Raw genomic sequence first — 21,162 nt, forward strand, 5'->3', positions numbered from 1 at the left:
ACTTTTTCGCCTGACCCTGTACAATGGCTGGATGCCAATCGGGTATTGCACAGTGTGTTTGTTGGTGATACCACGTTTTGATTAACAATATTTGCCAGAGACTTGCAGTTTTCATTTAGGCATGGCAGTTCTATAATGATACGCATTATCTCAAGTGCAATTTCTGTCACTTCTGTTAATGAAGTGAACCGTTTAGCTACAGGACAGATTCCGCATGACTGACAACAATACCGCATTAAAGAAGGCTGGCCTGAAAGTAACGCTTCCTCGTTTAAAGATTCTGGAAGTTCTTCAGGAACCGGATAACCATCACGTCAGTGCGGAAGACTTATACAAACGCCTGATCGACATGGGTGAAGAAATTGGTCTGGCGACCGTGTATCGCGTGCTGAACCAGTTTGATGATGCCGGTATCGTGACCCGCCATAATTTTGAAGGTGGTAAATCCGTCTTCGAACTGACTCAACAGCATCATCACGATCACCTGATTTGCCTTGACTGCGGCAAAGTGGTCGAGTTCAGCGATGACTCCATCGAAGCGCGTCAACGTGAGATTGCGGCTAAACATGGCATTCGTTTAACTAACCATAGCCTCTATCTGTACGGTCACTGCGCTGAAGGCGATTGCCGCGAAGATGAGCACGCGCACGACGGCAAGTAATGTAATGCTCTCTGAAAAGCCAACCATCCGGTTGGCTTTTTTTATGCGCGTTATCAGCGCGTTTCCCCTTCCCTCCACTCTTGTGTTGCTTTAATGTAAAAATCAATTGTCCCTTCCGGAGAGTCGAAATGGAACTTCGCCAGCTACGTTATTTTGTGCGCATTGTAGAAACCGGCAGCATGGGTAGCGCGGCGCTCGACCTCAGTATCGGTGTTTCGGCGCTCAGCCAGCAAATGACCCGCCTGGAAAACGAACTCGCCATACGTCTGCTGCAACGTACCTCGCGTGGCGTGACGCCCACCAGCGCTGGACTGGCATTTTACGCCCAGGCACAGCTGGCGCTCCGTCACGCAGACGATGCGATCCTCGCCGCACGGGAGGCCAGACTTTCCGGGCACGTCAGCGTCGGCATGGCCCCCAGTACTGCTTCCGTTCTTGGGATGCCTTTCATCAACGCCATGCGGGAAAGCTATAGTGATGTCCGCCTGCATGTGGTGGAAAGCCTCTCTGGTAACCTGGAACGAATGATTAATACCCGCCAGATTGATCTGGCGGTGGTATTTCAAAAAGAAAAGATCCTGCGCTGGAGCGCCAGACCGATTCTCGAAGAACGGCTATTTTTAATTGGTACTCATGCCCTACTGGCTGATATTACCGATGACAATATTGCTCCAGCCCAATTGGCACGTATTCCATTGATAATGCCAAGCCCAGGACATGGTCTGCGCGGCAGACTGGATGCTATCAGCCAGGAGCATGCGCTGAACATTGAGATCGCGACAGAAATTGACGGCCTGACGCTACTGATGCACGCCGTTCGCAGCGGAATCGGTGCAACACTTCAGCCCGGTGCGGCAATTTCCCATCTCGATAAAGAGACATTAAGAGTGATTGGCATCCATAATCCCATACTTAGCCGCCCCAACTTTTTGGTCAGCCTTTCTGACGATGAACTCACCCCAGCAGGTCTCGCTGCCCGTGTGGTACTAGCCAAAGTGATGCATCAACTGGTGGAATCTGGACACTGGCCAGGTGCGATCCTTTACAATAATTAAAGGGCTGTTTAGCATCACGTCATAGCGTCCACACAACTTACTCGTATACATTTTAATTACAAACTTAACAATTGGTTAAGTGGTAATGGAGTATGCGATGGTTGATGTTCTGGTGATTGGCGGCGGCAATGCTGCACTATGTGCCGCCTTAACCGCCCGGGAGCAAGGCGCTTCGGTACTGTTGCTTGAGGCAGCCCCGCGTGAATGGCGCGGAGGAAACTCCCAACACACGCGTAATTTACGCTGTATGCATGATGCGCCACAGGATGTACTGGTGGAGAGCTATCCAGAAGAGGAATTCTGGCAGGACCTCTGGCGTGTAACAGAAGGTAATACCAACGAGGTCCTGGCACGGCTGGTGATCCGTACCTCTTCCCAATGCCGCGACTGGATGCGCCAGCACGGCGTCAATTTTCAACCTCCACTCTCTGGCGCTCTACACGTGGCGCGAACCAATGCCTTTTTTATGGGCGGCGGGAAAGCTCTGGTGAATGCCTATTATCGCAGCGCAGAAAAACTGGGGGTGCAAATCCGCTATAACACACCGGTGCAGGCGCTTGAACTGCACAACGGCGAGTTCGTAGCGGCGCTGGCTGGTGCAGAGCGCATTCCGGCAAAGACCTGCGTGCTTGCCGCTGGCGGGTTTGAATCTAACCGCGAATGGCTGCGAGAAGCCTGGGGTGAGAACGCCCGCGGTGAATGGCCTGCGGATAACTTCCTCATTCGCGGCACGCGCTTTAATCAGGGCGTACTGCTCAAATTTATGATCGATGCCGGCGCGGACATCATCGGCGACCCCTCCCAGTCACACTGCGTGGCGATTGATGCCCGGGCCCCCTTATATGACGGCGGGATTTGCACCCGCGTGGACTGTGTTTCGCTTGGCATCGTAGTGAACCGCGATGCAGAACGATTTTATGATGAAGGCGAGGATTTCTGGCCCAAACGTTATGCCATCTGGGGACGTCTGGTCGCCCACCAGCCCGGGCAAATTGGTTACTCCATTATCGACAGTAAAGCCATCGGTCACTTCATGCCCCCGGTTTTTCCTGGCGCACAGGCCACTACGTTAGCAGAGCTGGCACGCCAGTTGGGACTGGATACTGAGCGCTTTACCCATACTGTCATGCAGTACAACAGCGCCTGCCTGCCAGGCCACTTTGACCACACCACTCTTGATAACTGTGCAACACAAAATCTGACACCGGCAAAAACACATTGGGCGCGACCACTGGATACGCCACCCTACTATGGCTATGCCTTACGTCCGGGGATCACCTTCACCTACCTGGGGTTAAAGGTGAATGAACACGCCGCAGTGCATTTTGCCGGGCGTCCAAGTCGCAATCTGTTCGTCGCCGGGGAGATGATGGCGGGCAACGTGCTGGGCAAGGGCTACACCGCAGGCGTGGGCATGTCGATTGGGACCACCTTTGGCCGTATTGCCGGAAAAGAAGCCGCTCTGGCAGCACGTGAGGAGGCACATCATGAAACCGCTTGAGAAATTAATTATCGAAGCGAAAATGCTTACCGAGCCGGAAGCTGAAGTTGAACGAGTTATGCAAGTCTGCAATGCCTGCCGCTATTGCGAGGGTTTTTGCGCCGTGTTCCCGGCGATGACTCAGCGTCTGGAATTCGGTAAAGCGGATATCAACTATCTGGCCAACTTGTGCCATAACTGCGGCGCCTGCCTGCACGCGTGTCAATACGCACCGCCCCATGAATTTGCTATCAATGTACCGAAAGCAATGGCAGAAGTAAGGCTGGAAACCTATCAGCACTACACGCAACCCGCCGCCTTTGGCGCGCTTTATCGTCGCGCTGGCGTCACCGTGACGCTGTCGCTGGTTTTCGGTCTGATCCTGTTTTTACTCCTCGCTATAGGTTTAACAGGCACGTTACTCCATCCCCCGCTGGCCGGAGATTTCTACCAAATTTTCCCGCATAACCTGCTGGCATGGATGTTTGGTTCAGTCTTTATTCTGGCGATGGGTCTGCTGATGGCGGGCGTTATCCGCTTCTGGCGGGAGATTTCTCCGGGGATGCCGCGTTCCTCTGACATTGCTGAAGCCTCTCATAATGTGCTGACGCTGAAATATCTCGATGGCGGGCACGGCAAAGGGTGTAACGAAGAAGATGATGCCTTCACCCTGATGCGCCGCCGTTTCCATCACTTCACCTTCTACGGTTTTCTGCTCTGCTTTGCCGCCACCGTGGTGGCAACGGGCTATCACTACTTTGCCGACATAGAAGCGCCCTATCCGTTCCTCAGCGTTCCGGTCATGCTGGGCACATTAGGCGGCATTGGCCTGGTTGTCGGCCCAGCGGGTTTGTTATGGCTGAACCTTAAGCGCTCACCGCTACAGGGCGACGCACGGCAAAAACCGATGGATCGCGGTTTTATCCTGTTGCTGCTACTGACGAGTCTGACGGGCTTAGCGTTGTTGGCAGGCAGAGATACCTCAGGGATGGCTATTTTGCTTGCTATTCATCTTGGTGTCGTGATGGCGCTATTTCTGACCATCCCATACGGAAAATTTGCCCACGGATTTTACCGTTGTGCGGCATTACTCAAGTGGGCAATTGAGAAACGACGCTAAAATGCAAACGGGCGAAGAAATCTCTCCGCCCGTTCTTGTTCATACCACGTTTTATTTCGCCGTATTATTACTGCGAATTTCCTGCCAGACCTTATCACAATCGGCCTTAACGGATTGATCGTTACCCGTACGCGTTGCCTGGATACACTGCTGGTAATCCAGTACGCGCACGCTTTCTTCATTCGCAAACTGCTGGTGCTGTTTTTCTTTCTTCAGCACATTCAACACGCTTTGGCAGGCTTCGATTTTCTCCGGCGAGCCTTGCGCGGTATTGATACACGCGCTGTAGGCTTCCTTAAGACGGCTATCTTCTTTCGGCGCGGGTGATTGCGCACAGGCAACCAGCCCTGATGCCATGACGGCGATGAGTATCAGCTTTTTCATAACACATTCCTCAACAAAACGGCAGGCTTGCGGCCTGCCTCTGTCGGCATTAGAAGATGGTGAACGGAGCAATAACGATGAATTTCACGTCACGCTCATCCTGGAAGATGTTACCGTAACCACCGCCCCAGCTCGGAATATCTGAATGGTTGTCGTACTGGGTGAAGTGCAGTTTAAACATAGTGCCCTTCGCACGGCCATCCTGCAGGGTATAGACCGCATCCAGGCTGTAAGACGACTCTTCAATAGTACGATTTTTGTCGTAGTACGCATCCGGGTTGAGCTGCCAGGTAGCCGGTTTAGCATCCCACGCGTAAACGTATGATGCACCCACAGCCCAGCCAGGCAGGTTCCAGTTTTTCAGGTCATACATCGCGCCGAAGAACACGGCCTTTTCACCGTTGGCGTTGAAGTCAGAGCGGTTATCCCACCAAACGTCCAGACGACCGTTTGAAGACGCATAGGTCGGGGTCATACGCTGCAGGAAGTAGCCCTGCTGCCCGTCAGCTTTAACCCAGGTCCCTTCCAGTCGCAGATCAACGACTTCTGCCACTTTGTAGCCGAAGGTCAGTGCCTGCAACCAGGCCGTGCCATCATAAATGTCGTTAACTGTGCGGTCATCAACCTTATCGCGGGCACCGTAGAACTGGTAGCTGGTGGTAAACGGGTTACCGCCTAAATCAAATTTGTAGCTGGCTTTGGCGAAATACTGATCGACGTAGCCTTCAGACTGACCGAATGCTGCTTCCAACAGCAGGTTATTTTTGAAGTCATACTTTGCGCCGATTGAATGGAGGTAATCAACTTTGGTCTTTTTATCGGCCTGATAGAATTTATCGACTTCGGTATGCCACGGTGCTTTATATTCGTTGGCCCACATATAGGAGAAGCTCAGCGCACCCGCATCGCCATAATCGAAGTTGGCACCGGCTTCAGCACCCTGATAGGTACCAGGCATAAAGCTCCAGTGTGGTGCCAGCAGAGTTTGCCCGGTTGGCTGAATATAACCAGCGCGCGCCCAGGTTGGGCCAAATTTGAATTTGGCTGCCGCTTTATACAGGCTAATCCCGCTCTTATCGCCGGAGTAATCTTCGTCATAGCCTTTATTTTTTGAAGAGAATGCGATTTCGTTTGGATGGCCGCTTTCGCTACTTTCGTTCATTTCAATAGCAGTGAATGCTGCGATATCAATACCAAACATATCGGCCGCATAACCGGACTGGAAGTCGAGGTTAGCGTTCCAGGTGGAGTGAGAAAGGTTGGTTTTGTATTTGTCGTGGTCGGTCACATCTTTACGGTCACGTTCACGCTGCCAGTAATAGATGCCGCCAGTTAAGGTAGAGTCATCAATAAAACCTTCGGCGTGAACCTGTGGAGCGACAACAAAACCCGACATTGCTGTGATACCGGCGATAGCCAGCGCCAGCGTACTACGTTTGCCACTAAACGTACGCATATGTTAATCCTCTTTGACATAAAAATGCTGCCGATAAAAGCGGACAGCGAAAAAGCAAAAATTAAAAAAGTAGCGCTGAGAAAACCTCATTGACTACAATGAATAGACTATTTTTCGCGACGCGAATTATCAATCTCTTTTTGTAACCAGTATGTAAGAACATGAGCAACCGCACATATTTCATTGCTTTCTGTTACATTTTCATTGGGAGTTAAAAAGCGTTGAAAAATTGAAAAAAGGCTTGTTTTCCATAAAGATGAAATCGGTTTCAGTCCAGAGTGGCTGATAAAACAAGGTTTTTGTTAGAAAAATATAAACGGCAAAAACCATTCCTGAATAACAATTATTTCGCTGCGCAAATAGAGTCTGCTAACCATTTTCAGGCGAAAAAAAACGCCGCAGAGTGCGGCGTTTGAAAAGATGATGCGTAACGACGGTTTATTCGCCTACTTTAGCCCATGTATCGCGCAGACCCACGGTGCGGTTAAACACCAATTTGTCAGCTGTTGCGTAGCGGCTGTCGAGGCAGAAATACCCTTCACGCTCGAACTGGAACGCTTTACCAGCAACAGCGGCCTGTAGCGAAGGCTCACCGTAACCCTGCTTAATAACCAGTGATTCCGGGTTAATAACGGACAGGAAGTCTTCCGCTGCCCCCGGGTTTGGCACGCTAAACAGACGGTCGTACAGACGGATTTCAATCGGTAGCGCATGGGACGCGCTCACCCAGTGAATAACGCCTTTAACTTTACGACCATCGGCCGGATCTTTGCTCAGGGTGTCAGCATCGTAGGTGCAGAAAATGGTGGTGATCTTCCCTTCTGCATCTTTCTCGACACGCTCAGCTTTGATCACGTAAGCATTACGCAGACGGACTTCTTTACCCATCACCAGACGCTTGTACTGCTTGTTCGCTTCTTCGCGGAAATCGGCCCTGTCGATCCAGATTTCACCGCTGAACGGCACTTCACGGCTGCCCATTTCCGGCTTGCCCGGATGGTTAGGCATGGTGACCAGTTCGCTTTCGCCCTGCGGGTAGTTTCCGATAACCAGTTTCACCGGATCGATAACCGCCATCGCGCGCGGGGCGTTTTCGTTCAGATCTTCGCGGATACAGGATTCCAGAGAAGCGATCTCAATAGTGTTGTCCTGCTTGGTCACGCCAATGCGTTTGCAGAACTCACGGATCGCGGCAGCGGTGTAACCGCGACGACGCAGGCCAGAGATCGTCGGCATACGGGGGTCATCCCAGCCTTCAACGTGCTTGTCGGTCACCAGCAGGTTCAGCTTGCGCTTGGACATCACGGTGTATTCCAGATTCAGGCGCGAGAATTCGTACTGGCGCGGATGAACCGGAATAGTGATGTTGTCCAGCACCCAGTCGTACAGACGACGGTTATCCTGGAACTCCAGCGTACACAGTGAATGCGTGATGCCTTCCAGCGCATCGCTGATGCAGTGGGTAAAGTCGTACATCGGGTAGATGCACCACTTATTGCCGGTCTGGTGGTGTTCAGCGAACTTAATACGGTACAGCACCGGATCGCGCATCACGATAAACGGCGAAGCCATATCGATTTTCGCACGCAGGCAGGCTTTACCTTCTTCAAAACCACCGTTACGCATTTTTTCAAACAGCGCGAGGTTTTCTTCAACGCTGCGATCGCGGAACGGGCTGTTTTTACCCGGCTGAGTCAACGTGCCACGGTATTCGCGAATTTCTTCCGCTGACAGTTCGTCAACGTACGCCAGGCCTTTATTAATAAGCTCTACCGCATAGGCGTGAAGCTGATCGAAGTAATCCGAAGAGTAGCGAATGTCGCCAGTCCAGTGGAAACCTAACCATTCAACGTCGTTTTTAATCGATTCAACGTACTCGATATCTTCTTTAACCGGGTTCGTATCATCAAAACGCAGGTTGCACTGGCCCTGGTAATCTTGCGCAATGCCAAAGTTCAGACAAATGGATTTCGCGTGGCCAATGTGCAGATAGCCATTTGGCTCCGGCGGAAAACGTGTATGGATAGTGGTGTGCTTACCACTGGCCAGATCTTCATCGATGATCTGACGAATAAAGTTACTCGGGCGGGCTTCAGCCTCACTCATCGTGGATTCCTCAAAGCGTAAACAACGTATAACGGAACATGATCTTATAAGCGACGTCAGGAGACAACTATTAGTTGCACAAAAAAGGTGTTTCAACAGGATATATGAGGGTATTTGCTGCAAAAAAAAGCGGCGGAGGAATCTCCCCCGCCGCTTAAGGCACTTAACTCACTTTACTCAGGAGCAGTTATTTACCTTTAATCTCATACAGCGGTGTCTGACCGGCAACCACATGACCTTCGGCTTTAATGACCAGCGCACCGAAATCATCGCTGTTGCTGCACACAACCGGGCTAATCATGGAACGTGCGTTGGCGTTCAGGTATTCCAGATCCATTTCCAGAATCGGTTGACCTGCTGCAACAACCGCACCTTCTTCAACCAGACGTTTAAAGCCTTTACCTTCCAGCGTCACGGTATCGATACCCATATGGACCACGATTTCCGCGCCTTTTTCCGTTTCCAGACAGAACGCATGGTTGGTGTTGAAGATTTTCACAATAGTACCCGCTGCCGGAGAAACCACGATTTTATCCGTTGGTTTTACCGCCACGCCGTCACCCACTGCTTTGCTGGCGAAGGCTTCATCAGGCACCTGCTCCAGTGCAACCACATCACCGGTAATCGGAGAAACCAGCGCTTCAATGGTGACCGCATTCGCGACAGCCTGCGGTTTTGCAATCAGGGCAGCCGCTGTCGGGGCATTGTCAGTAGACGCTGCCGCAACCGGGCCGCGTGCCACAACTTTCTTCATTTCGTCGCCGATAGATTCAGCTTTCGCACCCACGATAACCTGAATAGTTTGTTTGTTCAGCTTAACCACACCCGATGCGCCTAAGCGTTTGCACATCGCATCATTGACGCGGGCAGAATCGCCAACGGTCAGACGCAGACGGGTGATACAGGCATCAATCGCTTTCAGGTTATCCGTACCGCCAACCGCAGCAATGTAGTTGGTTGCCAGTTGAGCTAAACCTTCTTCGGTATTGCTGTTTGCTTCGTCAGTAACAATCTCGTCTTCTTTATCTTCGCGGCCCGGCGTTTTCAGGTTAAACAAACGAATAACCGCGCTGAACAACACAAAATAGATAACGAAGAACACCAGACCCATGGCGACCAGCATCCAGACGTTCTTACTTGCAGCCGGCAGGTTGTACATCAACACGTAGTCGATAGCACCTGCGGAGAAAGAGAAGCCCGCATGGATCCCCAACAGCGTCGCAACGAACAGGCTGATACCCGTCAGAACGGCGTGCAGGAGGTACAGCAACGGAGCCAGGAACATAAACAGGAATTCCAGCGGCTCGGTAACACCGGTCAGGAATGCGGTGATAGCAACGGACAGCAGCATACCGCCGACCATCGGACGACGCGCTTTCGGCGCGGCGAAGTACATCGCCAGAGCCGCACCCGGCAGACCAAACATCATGATCGGGAAGAAGCCAGACATGAACATACCCGCAGTGCCGTCACCCGCGTAGAAGCGGTTGATATCACCGTGGAATACGGTACCTGCAGCGTTAGTGAATTCGCCAATCTGGAACCAGGCGATGGTGTTCAGCACCTGATGCAGACCGGTTGGGATCAGCAGACGGTTGATGAAGCCAAAAATACCAGAACCCAGCGCGCCAGCGCCCACGATCCACTCACCACCCGCATGGATGGCATTCTGCACCGGCGGCCACACGTAGCCGAAGATAGCAGCCAGTATCAAACAGAAGAAGCCAGTGGCGATGGGTACAAAACGTTTGCCGCCGAAGAAGCTCAGGAAATCAGGCAGTTTGATGCCAGACCAACGGTTATACACAGCACCGCCGACCAGACCGGTTATGATACCCGCCAGCACGCCCATGTTGATCGCCGGGTTAATGGTAACCATTGCTTTGGTCAATATGAAATAACCAACCGCACCTGCCAGCGCTGCCGCACCCGCGCTGTCTTTAGACCAGCTGGAAGCCACACCGATAGCAAAAATTAACGCGAGGTTATCAAAGATAGCCCCACCCGCTTGCGCGATGAAGGGTACGTTCAGTAAATCTGGTTGGCCGAATCGCAGCAACAGTGCCGCGACTGGCAGCACCGCGATGGGGAGCTGTAACGCCCTACCCAGCCGCTGGAAAAAACCTAAAATATTCATTTTATTCCCCCTACGAGACCCCGATTAGGCTCCTTTGAAGCCATATTTTTATTGTGCGACCATTCCTAACTGCAACAGCAAGAGATTTTGGGACAACAACATTAACCATTCATCTACATTCAGAGTGTGTGAAAAATTAATTCGTATCGCAAATTAAAAGCGTGTTTTTTGTGATTCCAATCACCAAATATCGTTATTAACCCTCCCTTACACTGGCTAACTACGAAAACTTATTTTATCATTCAAAAAATCGAAACGGATTGATCCTTACCGATGCAAAACCAGGTTACGCTTAATACTGTACAGAGACTCAATCCGCCAACTGCTTACATTTACTTTTGAGGTGAAGAATGAGACTGATCCCCCTGAATACCGCTGAACAAGTCGGCAAATGGGCTGCTCGCCATATCGTTAACCGCATTAACGCGTTCAAACCAACGGCAGATCGTCCGTTCGTTCTGGGCCTGCCGACTGGCGGCACTCCGCTGACTGCCTATAAAGCATTAGTCGAAATGCACAAAGCGGGCCAGGTGAGCTTCAAACATGTTGTCACTTTCAACATGGACGAATACGTTGGCCTGCCGAAGGAACATCCGGAAAGCTATCACAGCTTTATGCACCGTAACTTCTTTGATCATGTTGATATTCCAGCAGAAAACATCAACCTCCTCAATGGTAACGCGCCGGATATTGATGCAGAATGCCGTCAGTATGAAGAGAAAATCCGTTCTTACGGTAAAATCCATCTGTTTATGGGCGGCGTAGGTAACGATGGACACATTGCGTTCAACGAACCCGCTTCTTCTTTAGCTTCCCGTACCCGTATCAAAACGTTGACCCACGACACCCGCGTAGCAAACTCACGCTTCTTTGACGGCGACGTAAGCCAGGTGCCTAAATATGCACTGACCGTAGGCGTGGGCACCCTGTTGGATGCTGAAGAAGTAATGATCCTGGTGCTGGGTCACCAGAAAGCACAGGCGCTGCAGGCGGCTGTTGAAGGCAACGTTAACCATATGTGGACCATCAGCTGTCTGCAGCTTCATCCGAAAGCAGTTGTGGTCTGCGATGAACCTTCCACTATGGAACTGAAAGTGAAGACGCTGAAATACTTTAACGAGTTAGAAGCGGAAAATATTAAAGGTCTGTAATGATGTCTCCGCCCTGTCGAAAACGTGCAGGGCGGCATTTTTTTGAAATCGGGGGTCGGAATGTATGCTTTAACCCAGGGCCGGATTTTTACCGGTCACGAAATTCTTGATGACCATGCGATTGTTGTCGCCAATGGCCTGATCGATAGCGTTTGCCCACTGTCTGAATTGCCGTCAGGGATTGAACAGCGCTCGCTAAATGGAGCCATTGTCTCCCCCGGTTTTATTGATGTGCAGTTAAACGGCTGTGGCGGTGTACAGTTTAACGATACGGCAGAAGCCGTTACCGTTGAGACGCTGGAAATCATGCAAAAAGCCAATGAAAAATCTGGCTGCACCAACTATCTGCCAACGCTAATCACCACCAGCGATGACCTGATGAAGCAGGGCGTTCGCGTGATGCGTGAATACCTCGCTAAGCATCCAAATCAAGCATTAGGGCTACACCTTGAAGGTCCGTGGCTGAACCTGGTGAAAAAAGGTACGCATAATCCGGGATTTGTGCGTCAACCGGACGCTGCACTTGTCGATTTCCTGTGCGATAATGCGGATGTCATCACCAAAGTGACGCTGGCGCCTGAAATGGTTCCTGTCGAAGTGATCACCCAACTGGTGAATGCCGGTATCGTGGTGTCTGCGGGCCACTCTAACGCGACGCTGAAGGAAGCAAAAATCGGTTTCCGTGCAGGCATTTCCTTTGCAACACATCTGTTCAACGCGATGCCTTATATTACCGGTCGCGAACCAGGTCTGGCAGGCGCGATTCTGGATGAGGCAGATATTTATTGCGGTATCATCGCCGATGGCATGCATGTTGACTATGCCAACATCCGCAATGCTAAACGCCTGAAAGGCGACAAGCTGTGCCTGGTCACCGACGCGACCGCGCCGGCGGGGGCAAACATTGAGCAGTTCATTTTCGCTGGTAAAACAATATACTACCGCAATGGACTGTGTGTTGATGAGAACGGCACGCTGAGCGGTTCATCATTAACCATGATCGAAGGTGTACGCAATCTGGTTGAACATTGCGGTATCGCACTGGACGAAGTCCTGCGCATGGCAACGCTCTACCCTGCTCGCGCCATTGGCGTCGACAAACAACTCGGCAGCATCGCGCCAGGCAAAGTAGCCAACCTGACCGCGTTCACGCACGACTTTAAAATTATCAAGACCATCGTTAATGGCAACGAGGTCGTTACTGAGTAAGAGAAAGAATGACACCAGGCGGACAAGCTCAAATAGGTAATGTTGATCTCGTAAAACAGCTTAACAGCGCGGCGGTTTATCGCCTGATTGACCAGCATGGGCCAATCTCGCGAATTCAGATTGCCGAGCAAAGCCAGCTTGCCCCCGCCAGCGTAACCAAAATTACGCGTCAACTGATCGAACGCGGGCTGATCAAAGAAGTCGATCAGCAGGCCTCCACCGGGGGCCGCCGCGCTATCTCCATCGTCACCGAAACCCGAAATTTCCACGCAATTGGCGTGCGTCTTGGCCGCCACGACACCACGCTGACGCTCTATGATATGAGCAGCAAAGTGGTCGCCGAAGAGCACTACCCTCTCCCGGAGCGCACCCAGGAAACGCTGGAATATGCGCTGCTCAATACGATTGCCACCTTTATTGACAGTTGCCAGCGGAAAATCCGCGAGTTGATCGCAATTTCTGTCATCCTGCCAGGCCTTGTCGATCCTGAAAGCGGCGTCATCCGCTATATGCCACACATTCAGGTCGAAAACTGGGGGCTGGTCGAAGCGCTCGAAAAACGCTTCAAAGTCACCTGCTTTGTTGGTCACGATATTCGCAGCCTGGCGCTGGCTGAGCACTATTTCGGGGCAAGTCAGGATTGCGAAGACTCCATTTTGGTGCGTGTTCACCGCGGAACCGGCGCAGGGATTATCTCCAATGGCCGCATTTTTATCGGTCGCAATGGCAACGTGGGTGAGATTGGTCATATTCAGGTAGAACCGCTGGGTGAGCGCTGTCACTGCGGTAATTTCGGCTGTCTGGAAACCATTGCGGCCAATGCTTCTATCGAACACCGCGTACAAAACTTGCTAAAACAAGGCTATCCAAGCCGGCTCACGCTGGATGATTGCAGTATCAAAGCTATCTGTAAGGCAGCCAACAAAGGTGACAATCTGGCAGCAGAAGTTATCGAGCACGTTGGTCGACACCTGGGTAAAACCATCGCGATTGCAATTAACCTGTTTAACCCGCAAAAAGTCGTCATTGCCGGTGAGATTACCGAAGCAGATAAAGTCCTGCTTCCGGCAATAGAAAGCTGCATTAATAATCAGGCACTGAAGGCGTTTCGCCACAATTTGCCGGTGGTACGTTCCACGCTGGATCACCGTTCAGCGATTGGTGCATTTGCGCTGGTGAAACGCGCAATGCTCAACGGGACATTGCTGCAGCGTTTGCTGGAAAGCTAATACACGTCATCCTTCAAGCTACATCTGCGAACCCCGGTCACTTATTTCAGTAAGCTCCAGGAGTTCGCAGACTTGCCGCCTTGATGCAACTCGAATGATGTAGTGTATTTTGTGTATAGTAATGCCTTCTTTTTTTAATGTCGGATTGTCCATGACCATTAAGAATGTAATTTGTGATATCGACGGCGTGCTGATGCACGACAATGTTGCCGTACCAGGTGCGGCAGACTTTCTGACCGGCATTCTGGAGAAAGGTTTACCGTTAGTCCTGCTGACGAACTACCCTTCGCAGACCGGGCAAGATCTGGCAAACCGCTTCGCCACCGCGGGTGTGAATGTCCCCGATAGCGTCTTTTATACTTCCGCTATGGCTACTGCTGATTTTCTCCGTCGTCAGGAAGGGAAAAAAGCCTACGTGGTGGGTGAAGGTGCGTTAATCCATGAGCTGTATAAAGCTGGCTTTACTATTACCGACGTTAACCCTGATTTTGTCATTGTCGGAGAGACCCGTTCGTACAACTGGGACATGATGCATAAAGCGGCATACTTTGTGGCTAACGGCGCACGTTTTATCGCCACTAACCCGGATACCCATGGTCGCGGCTTTTACCCGGCCTGTGGTGCGCTCTGCGCCGGTATTGAGAAGATCTCCGGCCGTAAACCGTTTTATGTCGGCAAACCCAGCCCGTGGATTATTCGCGCGGCACTCAACAAAATGCAGGCGCACTCAGAAGAAACTGTCATTGTTGGCGACAACCTGCGCACCGATATTCTGGCAGGTTTCCAGGCGGGTCTGGAAACTATCCTGGTACTGTCTGGCGTATCCAAACTTGACGATATTGACAACATGCCATTCAGACCAAGCTGGATCTATCCCTCCGTTGCCGAGATTGACGTCATTTAATCCGTAGGCCGGATAAGACGCCCCCGCGTCGCCATCCGGCAATTCTACAGCGTTATTGCCGGATGGCGGCCTAAACGCCTTATCCAGCCTACAGAATCTTATCCATTCAATAAAATCACCATTTCATTGCTGATTCATCAATAACAATGTTCATTACATAATCTTTTTTCACCAACCCACAATGACCATTGCATTTTTTATTTTCTGACCCGCAATTCGCTTGCGCCCTCTCCCGCTTTGCGGCATTTTCTTTATCAAGCAAACATAAAAAGCATCACGCAACAGGTTAACGGAGAAGGTTATGTGTTCTATTTTTGGCGTATTCGATATTAAAACTGACGCAGTTGAACTGCGTAAAAAAGCCCTGGAATTGTCTCGTCTGATGCGCCATCGCGGCCCGGACTGGTCGGGTATTTACGCCAGTGATAACGCCATTCTGGCACACGAACGTCTGTCCATCGTCGACGTCAACGCCGGTGCTCAGCCGCTGTACAACGTGAAGAAAACGCATATCCTGGCGGTTAACGGTGAAATTTATAACCACCAGGCGCTGCGCGCTGAGTACGGCGATCGCTATCAGTTCCAGACAGGTTCCGACTGTGAAGTTATCCTCGCGCTGTATCAGGAAAAAGGCCCAGAGTTCCTGGATGACCTGCAAGGCATGTTTGCCTTCGCGCTGTACGACAGCGAGCAGGACGCTTACCTGATTGGCCGCGATCACATCGGGATCATCCCACTGTATATGGGCTACGACGAACACGGTAACTTCTATGTTGCGTCTGAAATGAAAGCACTGGTTCCTGTTTGCCGTACGATTAAAGAATTCCCGGCCGGTAGCTATCTGTGGAGTAAAGACGGCGAAATTCGTCAGTACTACCAGCGCGACTGGTTTGAATACGATGCGGTAAAAGACAACGTTACCGATAAAAACGAGCTGCGTCAGGCGCTGGAAGATGCGGTGAAAAGCCACCTGATGTCAGATGTTCCTTATGGTGTATTGCTGTCCGGCGGTCTGGATTCTTCGGTCATTTCCGCAATCACCAAAAAATACGCCGCGCGTCGTGTTGAAGATCAGGAACGCAGTGAAGCCTGGTGGCCGCAGTTGCACTCCTTCGCCGTCGGCCTCGAAGGCGCACCGGATCTGAAAGCCGCACAAGAAGTAGCAAACCATCTGGGTACCGTGCACCACGAGATCCACTTCACCGTGCAGGAAGGTCTGGATGCTATCCGCGACGTGATTTATCACATCGAAACCTACGATGTTACAACCATTCGTGCCTCGACGCCGATGTACTTAATGTCGCGCAAGATTAAAGCAATGGGCATTAAAATGGTGCTGTCGGGCGAAGGGTCAGACGAAGTGTTTGGCGGTTATCTCTACTTCCACAAAGCGCCAGACGCGAAAGAATTGCATGAAGAAACCGTGCGTAAACTGCAGGCGCTGCACATGTTCGACTGTGCGCGTGCCAACAAAGCCATGTCAGCCTGGGGCGTGGAGGCTCGCGTGCCCTTCCTGGACAAAAAATTCCTTGATGTGGCGATGCGCATCAACCCGCAGGATAAAATGTGCGGCAACGGCAAAATGGAAAAACATGTTCTGCGCGAATGTTTTGAATCCTACCTGCCAGCGAGCGTCGCATGGCGGCAGAAAGAGCAGTTCTCTGACGGCGTCGGTTACAGCTGGATTGACACGCTGAAAGAAGTCGCTGCAGAGCAAGTTTCCGACCAACAACTGGAAACCGCCAGCTTCCGTTTCCCGTACAACACGCCATCGTCGAAAGAAGCGTATTTGTATCGTGAGATTTTCGAAGAACTGTTCCCGGTTGCCAGCGCTGCGGAATGTGTTCCGGGCGGCCCTTCTGTTGCCTGTTCTTCCGCCAAAGCGATCGAATGGGATGAAGCGTTTAAAACCATGAACGATCCGTCTGGTCGCGCGGTTGGCGTACACCAGTCCGCTTATAAATAAGTTAATCCTTAGAAAAGGGCCCTGCGGGGCTCTTTTTTTATGTCTGTTTTCTGTGCTAAAAAACAATTAATAACTAATAATTGCCGAATATTGCGTCATGCTGTTCGCAACCTAACCAAACAGTCACATTCCAGCTATTTTCAATGAAAAAGGGGTTGACGCTTCAAGGCTCAATACGCATAATGCGCCCCGCAACGCCGATAAGGTTACGCGAAAAAAAGATGGCTACGTAGCTCAGCTGGTTAGAGCACATCACTCATAATGATGGGGTCACAGGTTCGAATCCCGTCGTAGCCACCATCTTTTTTGCGGGAGTGGCGAAATTGGTAGACGCACCAGATTTAGGTTCTGGCGCCGCAAGGTGTGCGAGTTCAAGTCTCGCCTCCCGCACCATTCACCCGTAAGCGTTGCACGGATGGGGTATCGCCAAGCGGTAAGGCACCGGTTTTTGATACCGGCATTCCCTGGTTCGAATCCAGGTACCCCAGCCATTTTTTCTTCGATATAGCGGTTCACCGCGACGGTCATTGGGGTATCGCCAAGCGGTAAGGCACCGGTTTTTGATACCGGCATTCCCTGGTTCGAATCCAGGTACCCCAGCCATCGAAGAATATGATAGTATCAGGCTACGTAGCTCAGCTGGTTAGAGCACATCACTCATAATGATGGGGTCACAGGTTCGAATCCCGTCGTAGCCACCATATTAAGGACGTATCGACTCGTTCGGTAAATCCAAAAAATTGTTGGGGTATCGCCAAGCGGTAAGGCTCTGGTTTCTGATACCAGCATTCCGAGGTTCGAATCCTCGTACCCCAGCCAATTTCAAAAAGTCGTCCACTCTGTGGGTGCACCCGTTGGGGTATCGCCAAGCGGTAAGGCACCGGTTTTTGATACCGGCATTCCCTGGTTCGAATCCAGGTACCCCAGCCATCGAAGAATATGATAGTATCAGGCTACGTAGCTCAGCTGGTTAGAGCACATCACTCATAATGATGGGGTCACAGGTTCGAATCCCGTCGTAGCCACCATATTAAGGACGTATCGACTCGTTCGGTAAATCCAAAAAATTGTTGGGGTATCGCCAAGCGGTAAGGCTCTGGTTTCTGATACCAGCATTCCGAGGTTCGAATCCTCGTACCCCAGCCAATTTCAAAAAGTCGTCCACTCTGTGGGTGCACCCGTTGGGGTATCGCCAAGCGGTAAGGCTCTGGTTTCTGATACCAGCATTCCGAGGTTCGAATCCTCGTACCCCAGCCATATTAAAAAAGCTCGCTTCGGCGAGCTTTTTACTTTTCTAACGCCGGGTGATGGCAAGACTTACCCGACCTACATGACTTGTAGGGCCTGATAAGCGTAGCGCCATCAGGCACCACTCGAGCTACAGCCCTAACGCATACTTCAGCGCCTGACGCTTCAGCACACCTGCGCGCTCTGCGGCCATAAGCCCGAGATTACGCATGATGCGCAGCGGCTGCAGGTTGTTGCTAAAACCGGCGTAGAACAAATCCATCCCACTTTGCATAATGAAGTTATCGGTCATACGACGATTCTGATAACGCTTCAGTACCGGTTGACTGGCCCACGCCTCACCATAGCTGCGGGCGCTCACCAGAACATCAATCAGCGCATCGACATCACGAAAACCCAGATTAACGCCCTGCCCCGCCAGTGGGTGAATGGTATGCGCGGCATCACCTACCAGCGCCAGCCCCGGTTGCACATATTGCAGCGCGTGACGACGCGTAAGCGGGAATGCCCCCGCCGCCACAGGCGTAACGCTGCCGAGTCGTGAAGGGAAATGTTTAGCGATCTCCGCCTGCAGTTGCGGCATATTTAGCGCTTGCAATTGGCGGATGCGAGCTGGTGAGTCGTACCACACCAGCGAGGCCCAGTTATCAAACAGCGGTAAAAACGCGCGCGGGCCGTCAGGGGTAAATTGCTGCCAGGTGCTGCCTCCCGGCGAATTCTCGCATTGCACGGTAATCAACATACAGGACTGCGCATACTGCCAGGCATGGATGCCAATCCCGGCCATTTTGCGTACCTGAGAGTTGGCACCATCAGCACCGATGACCAGCTTCGCATTGATTTTTTCACCGTCTGCCAGCTCAAGTTCATGCCGGTCATTATGTCGATGTAAAGAAATCAGCGAGGTGGGCACGCGCAACGTCACGTCAGGATGAGCTTCCAGCGCCTGCCAGAGCGCCTGTTGCAGGACCGTGTTCTCCACCATGTAACCCAACAACGGCAGCTTAAGTTCCGCTGCATCAAACACCACATGGGCATTTTCCCATTCCCACGTCTCCAGACGACGATAAGGATGGCTGCGCATCCCCTGCACCGTATCCCAGACGCCCAGCCCTTTAAGCAGCGACACGGAGGCGGAGCTAATAGCCGAAATTCTGACATCCGGCTGTCCGTCAGCCACAAACGGCGCGGGCACGGCATGCTCGATAACCGTTACCGTAAATCCGTGCTGCGCCAGTCCCAGCGCCAGCGCGCCGCCGACCATCCCCCCGCCGACAATGGCAATTTCCGTTGGTTGATTTGTCATGGTCAATCATCCTGTTACATGTATTGTGTAAGTTTACAGGATTTTTTCCCCCTTGAGGCTGACATCCGTCATACTGGTCACAACCGCGCCAAAGCAGTACACTATGCGCCCTGCATTTCAGCCACAATTTCGCAAGAGCAAGTCGATGACCAAAAAACTCCATATTAAAACCTGGGGCTGTCAGATGAACGAATACGATTCATCGAAGATGGCCGATCTGCTGGATGCCACTCACGGGTATCAACTGACCGACGTGGCGGAAGAAGCGGATGTGCTGCTGCTGAATACCTGCTCAATCCGCGAGAAGGCTCAGGAAAAAGTCTTCCATCAATTAGGTCGCTGGAAGCTGTTAAAAGAGAAGAATCCCAAGCTCATCATTGGTGTTGGTGGCTGTGTTGCGTCTCAGGAAGGCGATCATATTCGCCAACGCGCGCATTACGTCGATATTATTTTTGGGCCGCAAACCCTGCATCGCCTGCCGGAAATGATCAACAAAGTGCGTGGAAGCACCACCCGTAGCCCGGTAGTTGATATCAGTTTCCCGGAGATCGAAAAATTCGACCGCCTGCCAGAACCGCGTGCTGAAGGGCCAAGCGCGTTTGTGTCCATCATGGAAGGCTGCAATAAATATTGTACTTACTGCGTGGTTCCCTACACCCGCGGTGAGGAAGTCAGCCGTCCGGCGGATGATATTCTGTTTGAAATCGCCCAGCTTGCAGCCCAAGGCGTGCGTGAAGTAAACCTGTTGGGGCAAAACGTCAACGCCTGGCGCGGTGAAAACTACGACGGCACCACCGGCTCGTTCGCCGATCTGCTGCGTCTGGTCGCAGCGATCGACGGCATTGACCGTATCCGTTTTACCACCAGCCATCCGATTGAATTCACCGATGATATCATTGAAGTTTATCGCGATACGCCAGAGCTGGTGAGCTTCCTGCACCTGCCGGTACAGAGTGGTTCGGATCGTGTACTGAACCTGATGGGTCGTACCCATACCGCGCTGGAATACAAAGCAATCATCCGTAAACTGCGCGCAGCACGTCCGGATATCCAGATTAGCTCCGACTTCATCGTCGGCTTCCCGGGTGAAACCACCCAGGACTTCGAGCAGACCATGAAGCTGATCGCTGATGTCAATTTCGACATGAGCTACAGCTTTATCTTCTCTGCACGTCCAGGCACACCTGCCGCCGATATGGTTGATGACGTACCAGAAGAAGAGAAAAAACAACGTTTATACATTCTGCAGGAACGTATTAACCAGCAAGCCATGGCCTGGAGCCGTCGTATGGTCGGCACGACCCAGCGCATTCTTGTCGAAGGTACGTCACGGAAAAGCGTGATGGAACTGTCAGGGCGTACCGAAAATAACCGCGTGGTGAACTTTGAAGGTACCCCGGATATGGTCGGTAAGTTTGTTGATGTTGAAATTACCGATGTCTGGACCAACTCACTGCGCGGCAAAGTGGTGCGTACCGAAGACGAAATGGGCCTGCGCATCGCAGAATCCCCAGAGTCGGTCATTGCGCGTACCCGCAAAGAAAACGATCTGGGCGTGGGTACTTATCAGCCTTAATCCTGCTGAAAAACGCAAACAATGCCCGATGGCGCCACGCTTATCGGGCCTACACTTCCTGGCTCGCTGCTCCGGCGGGCCTTGTAATTTGCCCTGGCACCCCCATATTTATTGCAATGCTTGCGCCTTTCCCCCATGGCGTGAATAATTTCCTTAGATGCCGGTAAATGTTCA

The 21,162-nt window shown here is 51.8% G+C and carries 16 protein-coding genes and 10 tRNA genes; 21 read left to right on the top strand and 5 right to left on the bottom strand.

The annotated features are described in order from the left end of the window. Nucleotides 1–135 precede the first annotated feature (135 nt). From FDX24_RS16605 to tcuB, 5 genes are all read left to right on the top strand, one after another. Nucleotides 136–222: a ryhB-regulated fur leader peptide gene (locus FDX24_RS16605; RefSeq protein WP_100247215.1), complete on the top strand. Its 87-nt coding sequence runs from the start codon at nt 136–138 to the stop codon at nt 220–222. After that, nucleotides 215–661: a ferric iron uptake transcriptional regulator gene (gene fur, locus FDX24_RS16610; protein WP_003022836.1), complete on the top strand. Its 447-nt coding sequence runs from the start codon at nt 215–217 to the stop codon at nt 659–661. The genes FDX24_RS16605 and fur overlap by 8 nt, the downstream gene beginning before the upstream one ends. Nucleotides 662–789: 128 nt before the next feature. Continuing rightward, nucleotides 790–1,716 (top strand): tricarballylate utilization LysR family transcriptional regulator TcuR, encoded by a 927-nt coding sequence (gene tcuR / locus FDX24_RS16615; RefSeq protein WP_048212276.1) that lies wholly within the window; start codon nt 790–792, stop codon nt 1,714–1,716. Nucleotides 1,717–1,813: 97 nt separating this feature from the next. Next, entirely contained in the window at nt 1,814–3,217 is a 1,404-nt protein-coding gene (tcuA, locus tag FDX24_RS16620) for an FAD-dependent tricarballylate dehydrogenase TcuA (protein ID WP_048212277.1), read from the top strand. Beyond that, entirely contained in the window at nt 3,204–4,316 is a 1,113-nt protein-coding gene (tcuB, locus tag FDX24_RS16625) for a tricarballylate utilization 4Fe-4S protein TcuB (RefSeq protein WP_137364637.1), read from the top strand. Before tcuA ends, tcuB begins: the two co-directional genes overlap by 14 nt. A gap of 51 nt (nt 4,317–4,367) precedes the next feature. Here tcuB and chiQ read toward each other — a convergent pair whose 3' ends face one another. The 4 genes from chiQ to nagE all read right to left on the bottom strand — a co-directional run bounded on the left by chiQ (nt 4,368) and on the right by nagE (nt 10,399). Beyond that, nucleotides 4,368–4,700: a ChiQ/YbfN family lipoprotein gene (gene chiQ / locus FDX24_RS16630; protein ID WP_005121405.1), complete on the bottom strand. Its 333-nt coding sequence runs from the start codon at nt 4,698–4,700 to the stop codon at nt 4,368–4,370. Nucleotides 4,701–4,749: 49 nt separating this feature from the next. Next, nucleotides 4,750–6,156, bottom strand: a complete 1,407-nt coding sequence (gene chiP / locus FDX24_RS16635) for a chitoporin (protein ID WP_048212279.1) — start codon at nt 6,154–6,156, stop codon at nt 4,750–4,752. A gap of 438 nt (nt 6,157–6,594) precedes the next feature. Next, nucleotides 6,595–8,262, bottom strand: a complete 1,668-nt coding sequence (glnS, locus tag FDX24_RS16640) for a glutamine--tRNA ligase (protein WP_137364638.1) — start codon at nt 8,260–8,262, stop codon at nt 6,595–6,597. Between the two features lie 187 nt (nt 8,263–8,449). Further along, the gene (gene nagE / locus FDX24_RS16645; RefSeq protein ID WP_137364639.1) at nt 8,450–10,399 is read right to left on the bottom strand and encodes a PTS N-acetyl glucosamine transporter subunit IIABC; all 1,950 of its coding nucleotides are present in this window, start codon (nt 10,397–10,399) and stop codon (nt 8,450–8,452) included. Between the two features lie 350 nt (nt 10,400–10,749). On the opposite strand from nagE, the gene nagB reads away from it, so the two are divergent. The 15 genes from nagB to FDX24_RS16725 all read left to right on the top strand — a co-directional run bounded on the left by nagB (nt 10,750) and on the right by FDX24_RS16725 (nt 18,115). After that, complete coding sequence (nagB, locus tag FDX24_RS16650) at nt 10,750–11,550, top strand: glucosamine-6-phosphate deaminase (RefSeq protein ID WP_003022803.1); 801 nt, start codon at nt 10,750–10,752, stop codon at nt 11,548–11,550. A gap of 60 nt (nt 11,551–11,610) precedes the next feature. After that, nucleotides 11,611–12,759, top strand: a complete 1,149-nt coding sequence (nagA, locus tag FDX24_RS16655) for an N-acetylglucosamine-6-phosphate deacetylase (protein ID WP_061067522.1) — start codon at nt 11,611–11,613, stop codon at nt 12,757–12,759. A gap of 8 nt (nt 12,760–12,767) precedes the next feature. Beyond that, entirely contained in the window at nt 12,768–13,988 is a 1,221-nt protein-coding gene (locus FDX24_RS16660) for an N-acetylglucosamine repressor (protein ID WP_061067521.1), read from the top strand. A 151-nt stretch (nt 13,989–14,139) separates the two neighbouring features. Next, nucleotides 14,140–14,892, top strand: a complete 753-nt coding sequence (nagD, locus tag FDX24_RS16665; RefSeq protein WP_048212284.1) for a ribonucleotide monophosphatase NagD — start codon at nt 14,140–14,142, stop codon at nt 14,890–14,892. A 301-nt stretch (nt 14,893–15,193) separates the two neighbouring features. After that, nucleotides 15,194–16,858, top strand: a complete 1,665-nt coding sequence (gene asnB / locus FDX24_RS16675) for an asparagine synthase B (protein ID WP_003835552.1) — start codon at nt 15,194–15,196, stop codon at nt 16,856–16,858. A 223-nt stretch (nt 16,859–17,081) separates the two neighbouring features. Beyond that, nucleotides 17,082–17,158, top strand: a tRNA-Met gene (locus FDX24_RS16680). A gap of 8 nt (nt 17,159–17,166) precedes the next feature. Further along, nucleotides 17,167–17,251 (top strand) — tRNA-Leu (locus FDX24_RS16685). A gap of 23 nt (nt 17,252–17,274) precedes the next feature. Beyond that, nucleotides 17,275–17,349, top strand: a tRNA-Gln gene (locus FDX24_RS16690). Nucleotides 17,350–17,386: 37 nt separating this feature from the next. Next, a tRNA-Gln gene (locus FDX24_RS16695) sits at nt 17,387–17,461 on the top strand. Nucleotides 17,462–17,482: 21 nt separating this feature from the next. Further along, nucleotides 17,483–17,559: transfer RNA gene (locus FDX24_RS16700), tRNA-Met, on the top strand. A gap of 43 nt (nt 17,560–17,602) precedes the next feature. Further along, nucleotides 17,603–17,677 (top strand) — tRNA-Gln (locus FDX24_RS16705). Nucleotides 17,678–17,713: 36 nt separating this feature from the next. Beyond that, a tRNA-Gln gene (locus FDX24_RS16710) sits at nt 17,714–17,788 on the top strand. A gap of 21 nt (nt 17,789–17,809) precedes the next feature. Further along, nucleotides 17,810–17,886 (top strand) — tRNA-Met (locus FDX24_RS16715). A gap of 43 nt (nt 17,887–17,929) precedes the next feature. Continuing rightward, nucleotides 17,930–18,004, top strand: a tRNA-Gln gene (locus tag FDX24_RS16720). 36 nt (nt 18,005–18,040) lie between these two features. Continuing rightward, nucleotides 18,041–18,115: transfer RNA gene (locus FDX24_RS16725), tRNA-Gln, on the top strand. Between the two features lie 121 nt (nt 18,116–18,236). On the opposite strand, the gene ubiF is transcribed toward FDX24_RS16725, so the two are convergent. After that, nucleotides 18,237–19,412 carry a 3-demethoxyubiquinol 3-hydroxylase gene (gene ubiF / locus FDX24_RS16730; RefSeq protein WP_137364640.1) on the bottom strand — a complete coding sequence of 392 codons (1,176 nt, stop codon included), beginning with the start codon at nt 19,410–19,412 and terminating at the stop codon, nt 18,237–18,239. Between the two features lie 145 nt (nt 19,413–19,557). Between ubiF and miaB the strand changes: the two genes are divergently transcribed. Continuing rightward, nucleotides 19,558–20,988: a tRNA (N6-isopentenyl adenosine(37)-C2)-methylthiotransferase MiaB gene (gene miaB / locus FDX24_RS16735; protein WP_137364641.1), complete on the top strand. Its 1,431-nt coding sequence runs from the start codon at nt 19,558–19,560 to the stop codon at nt 20,986–20,988. Nucleotides 20,989–21,162 lie beyond the last annotated feature (174 nt).

The sequence above is a fragment of the Citrobacter sp. wls716 genome (assembly GCF_005280975.1).
GTDB lineage: Bacteria > Pseudomonadota > Gammaproteobacteria > Enterobacterales > Enterobacteriaceae > Citrobacter > Citrobacter youngae.

What these genes read in the sequence shown, in the direction of transcription:
- FDX24_RS16605 (WP_100247215.1), top strand. Translation starts at nt 136, where the DNA reads ATGATACGCATTATCTCAAGTGCAATTTCTGTCACTTCTGTTAATGAA.
- fur (WP_003022836.1), top strand. Translation starts at nt 215, where the DNA reads ATGACTGACAACAATACCGCATTAAAGAAGGCTGGCCTGAAAGTAACG.
- tcuR (WP_048212276.1), top strand. Translation starts at nt 790, where the DNA reads ATGGAACTTCGCCAGCTACGTTATTTTGTGCGCATTGTAGAAACCGGC.
- tcuA (WP_048212277.1), top strand. Translation starts at nt 1,814, where the DNA reads ATGGTTGATGTTCTGGTGATTGGCGGCGGCAATGCTGCACTATGTGCC.
- tcuB (WP_137364637.1), top strand. Translation starts at nt 3,204, where the DNA reads ATGAAACCGCTTGAGAAATTAATTATCGAAGCGAAAATGCTTACCGAG.
- chiQ (WP_005121405.1), bottom strand. Translation starts at nt 4,700, where the DNA reads ATGAAAAAGCTGATACTCATCGCCGTCATGGCATCAGGGCTGGTTGCC.
- chiP (WP_048212279.1), bottom strand. Translation starts at nt 6,156, where the DNA reads ATGCGTACGTTTAGTGGCAAACGTAGTACGCTGGCGCTGGCTATCGCC.
- glnS (WP_137364638.1), bottom strand. Translation starts at nt 8,262, where the DNA reads ATGAGTGAGGCTGAAGCCCGCCCGAGTAACTTTATTCGTCAGATCATC.
- nagE (WP_137364639.1), bottom strand. Translation starts at nt 10,399, where the DNA reads ATGAATATTTTAGGTTTTTTCCAGCGGCTGGGTAGGGCGTTACAGCTC.
- nagB (WP_003022803.1), top strand. Translation starts at nt 10,750, where the DNA reads ATGAGACTGATCCCCCTGAATACCGCTGAACAAGTCGGCAAATGGGCT.
- nagA (WP_061067522.1), top strand. Translation starts at nt 11,611, where the DNA reads ATGTATGCTTTAACCCAGGGCCGGATTTTTACCGGTCACGAAATTCTT.
- FDX24_RS16660 (WP_061067521.1), top strand. Translation starts at nt 12,768, where the DNA reads ATGACACCAGGCGGACAAGCTCAAATAGGTAATGTTGATCTCGTAAAA.
- nagD (WP_048212284.1), top strand. Translation starts at nt 14,140, where the DNA reads ATGACCATTAAGAATGTAATTTGTGATATCGACGGCGTGCTGATGCAC.
- asnB (WP_003835552.1), top strand. Translation starts at nt 15,194, where the DNA reads ATGTGTTCTATTTTTGGCGTATTCGATATTAAAACTGACGCAGTTGAA.
- ubiF (WP_137364640.1), bottom strand. Translation starts at nt 19,412, where the DNA reads ATGACAAATCAACCAACGGAAATTGCCATTGTCGGCGGGGGGATGGTC.
- miaB (WP_137364641.1), top strand. Translation starts at nt 19,558, where the DNA reads ATGACCAAAAAACTCCATATTAAAACCTGGGGCTGTCAGATGAACGAA.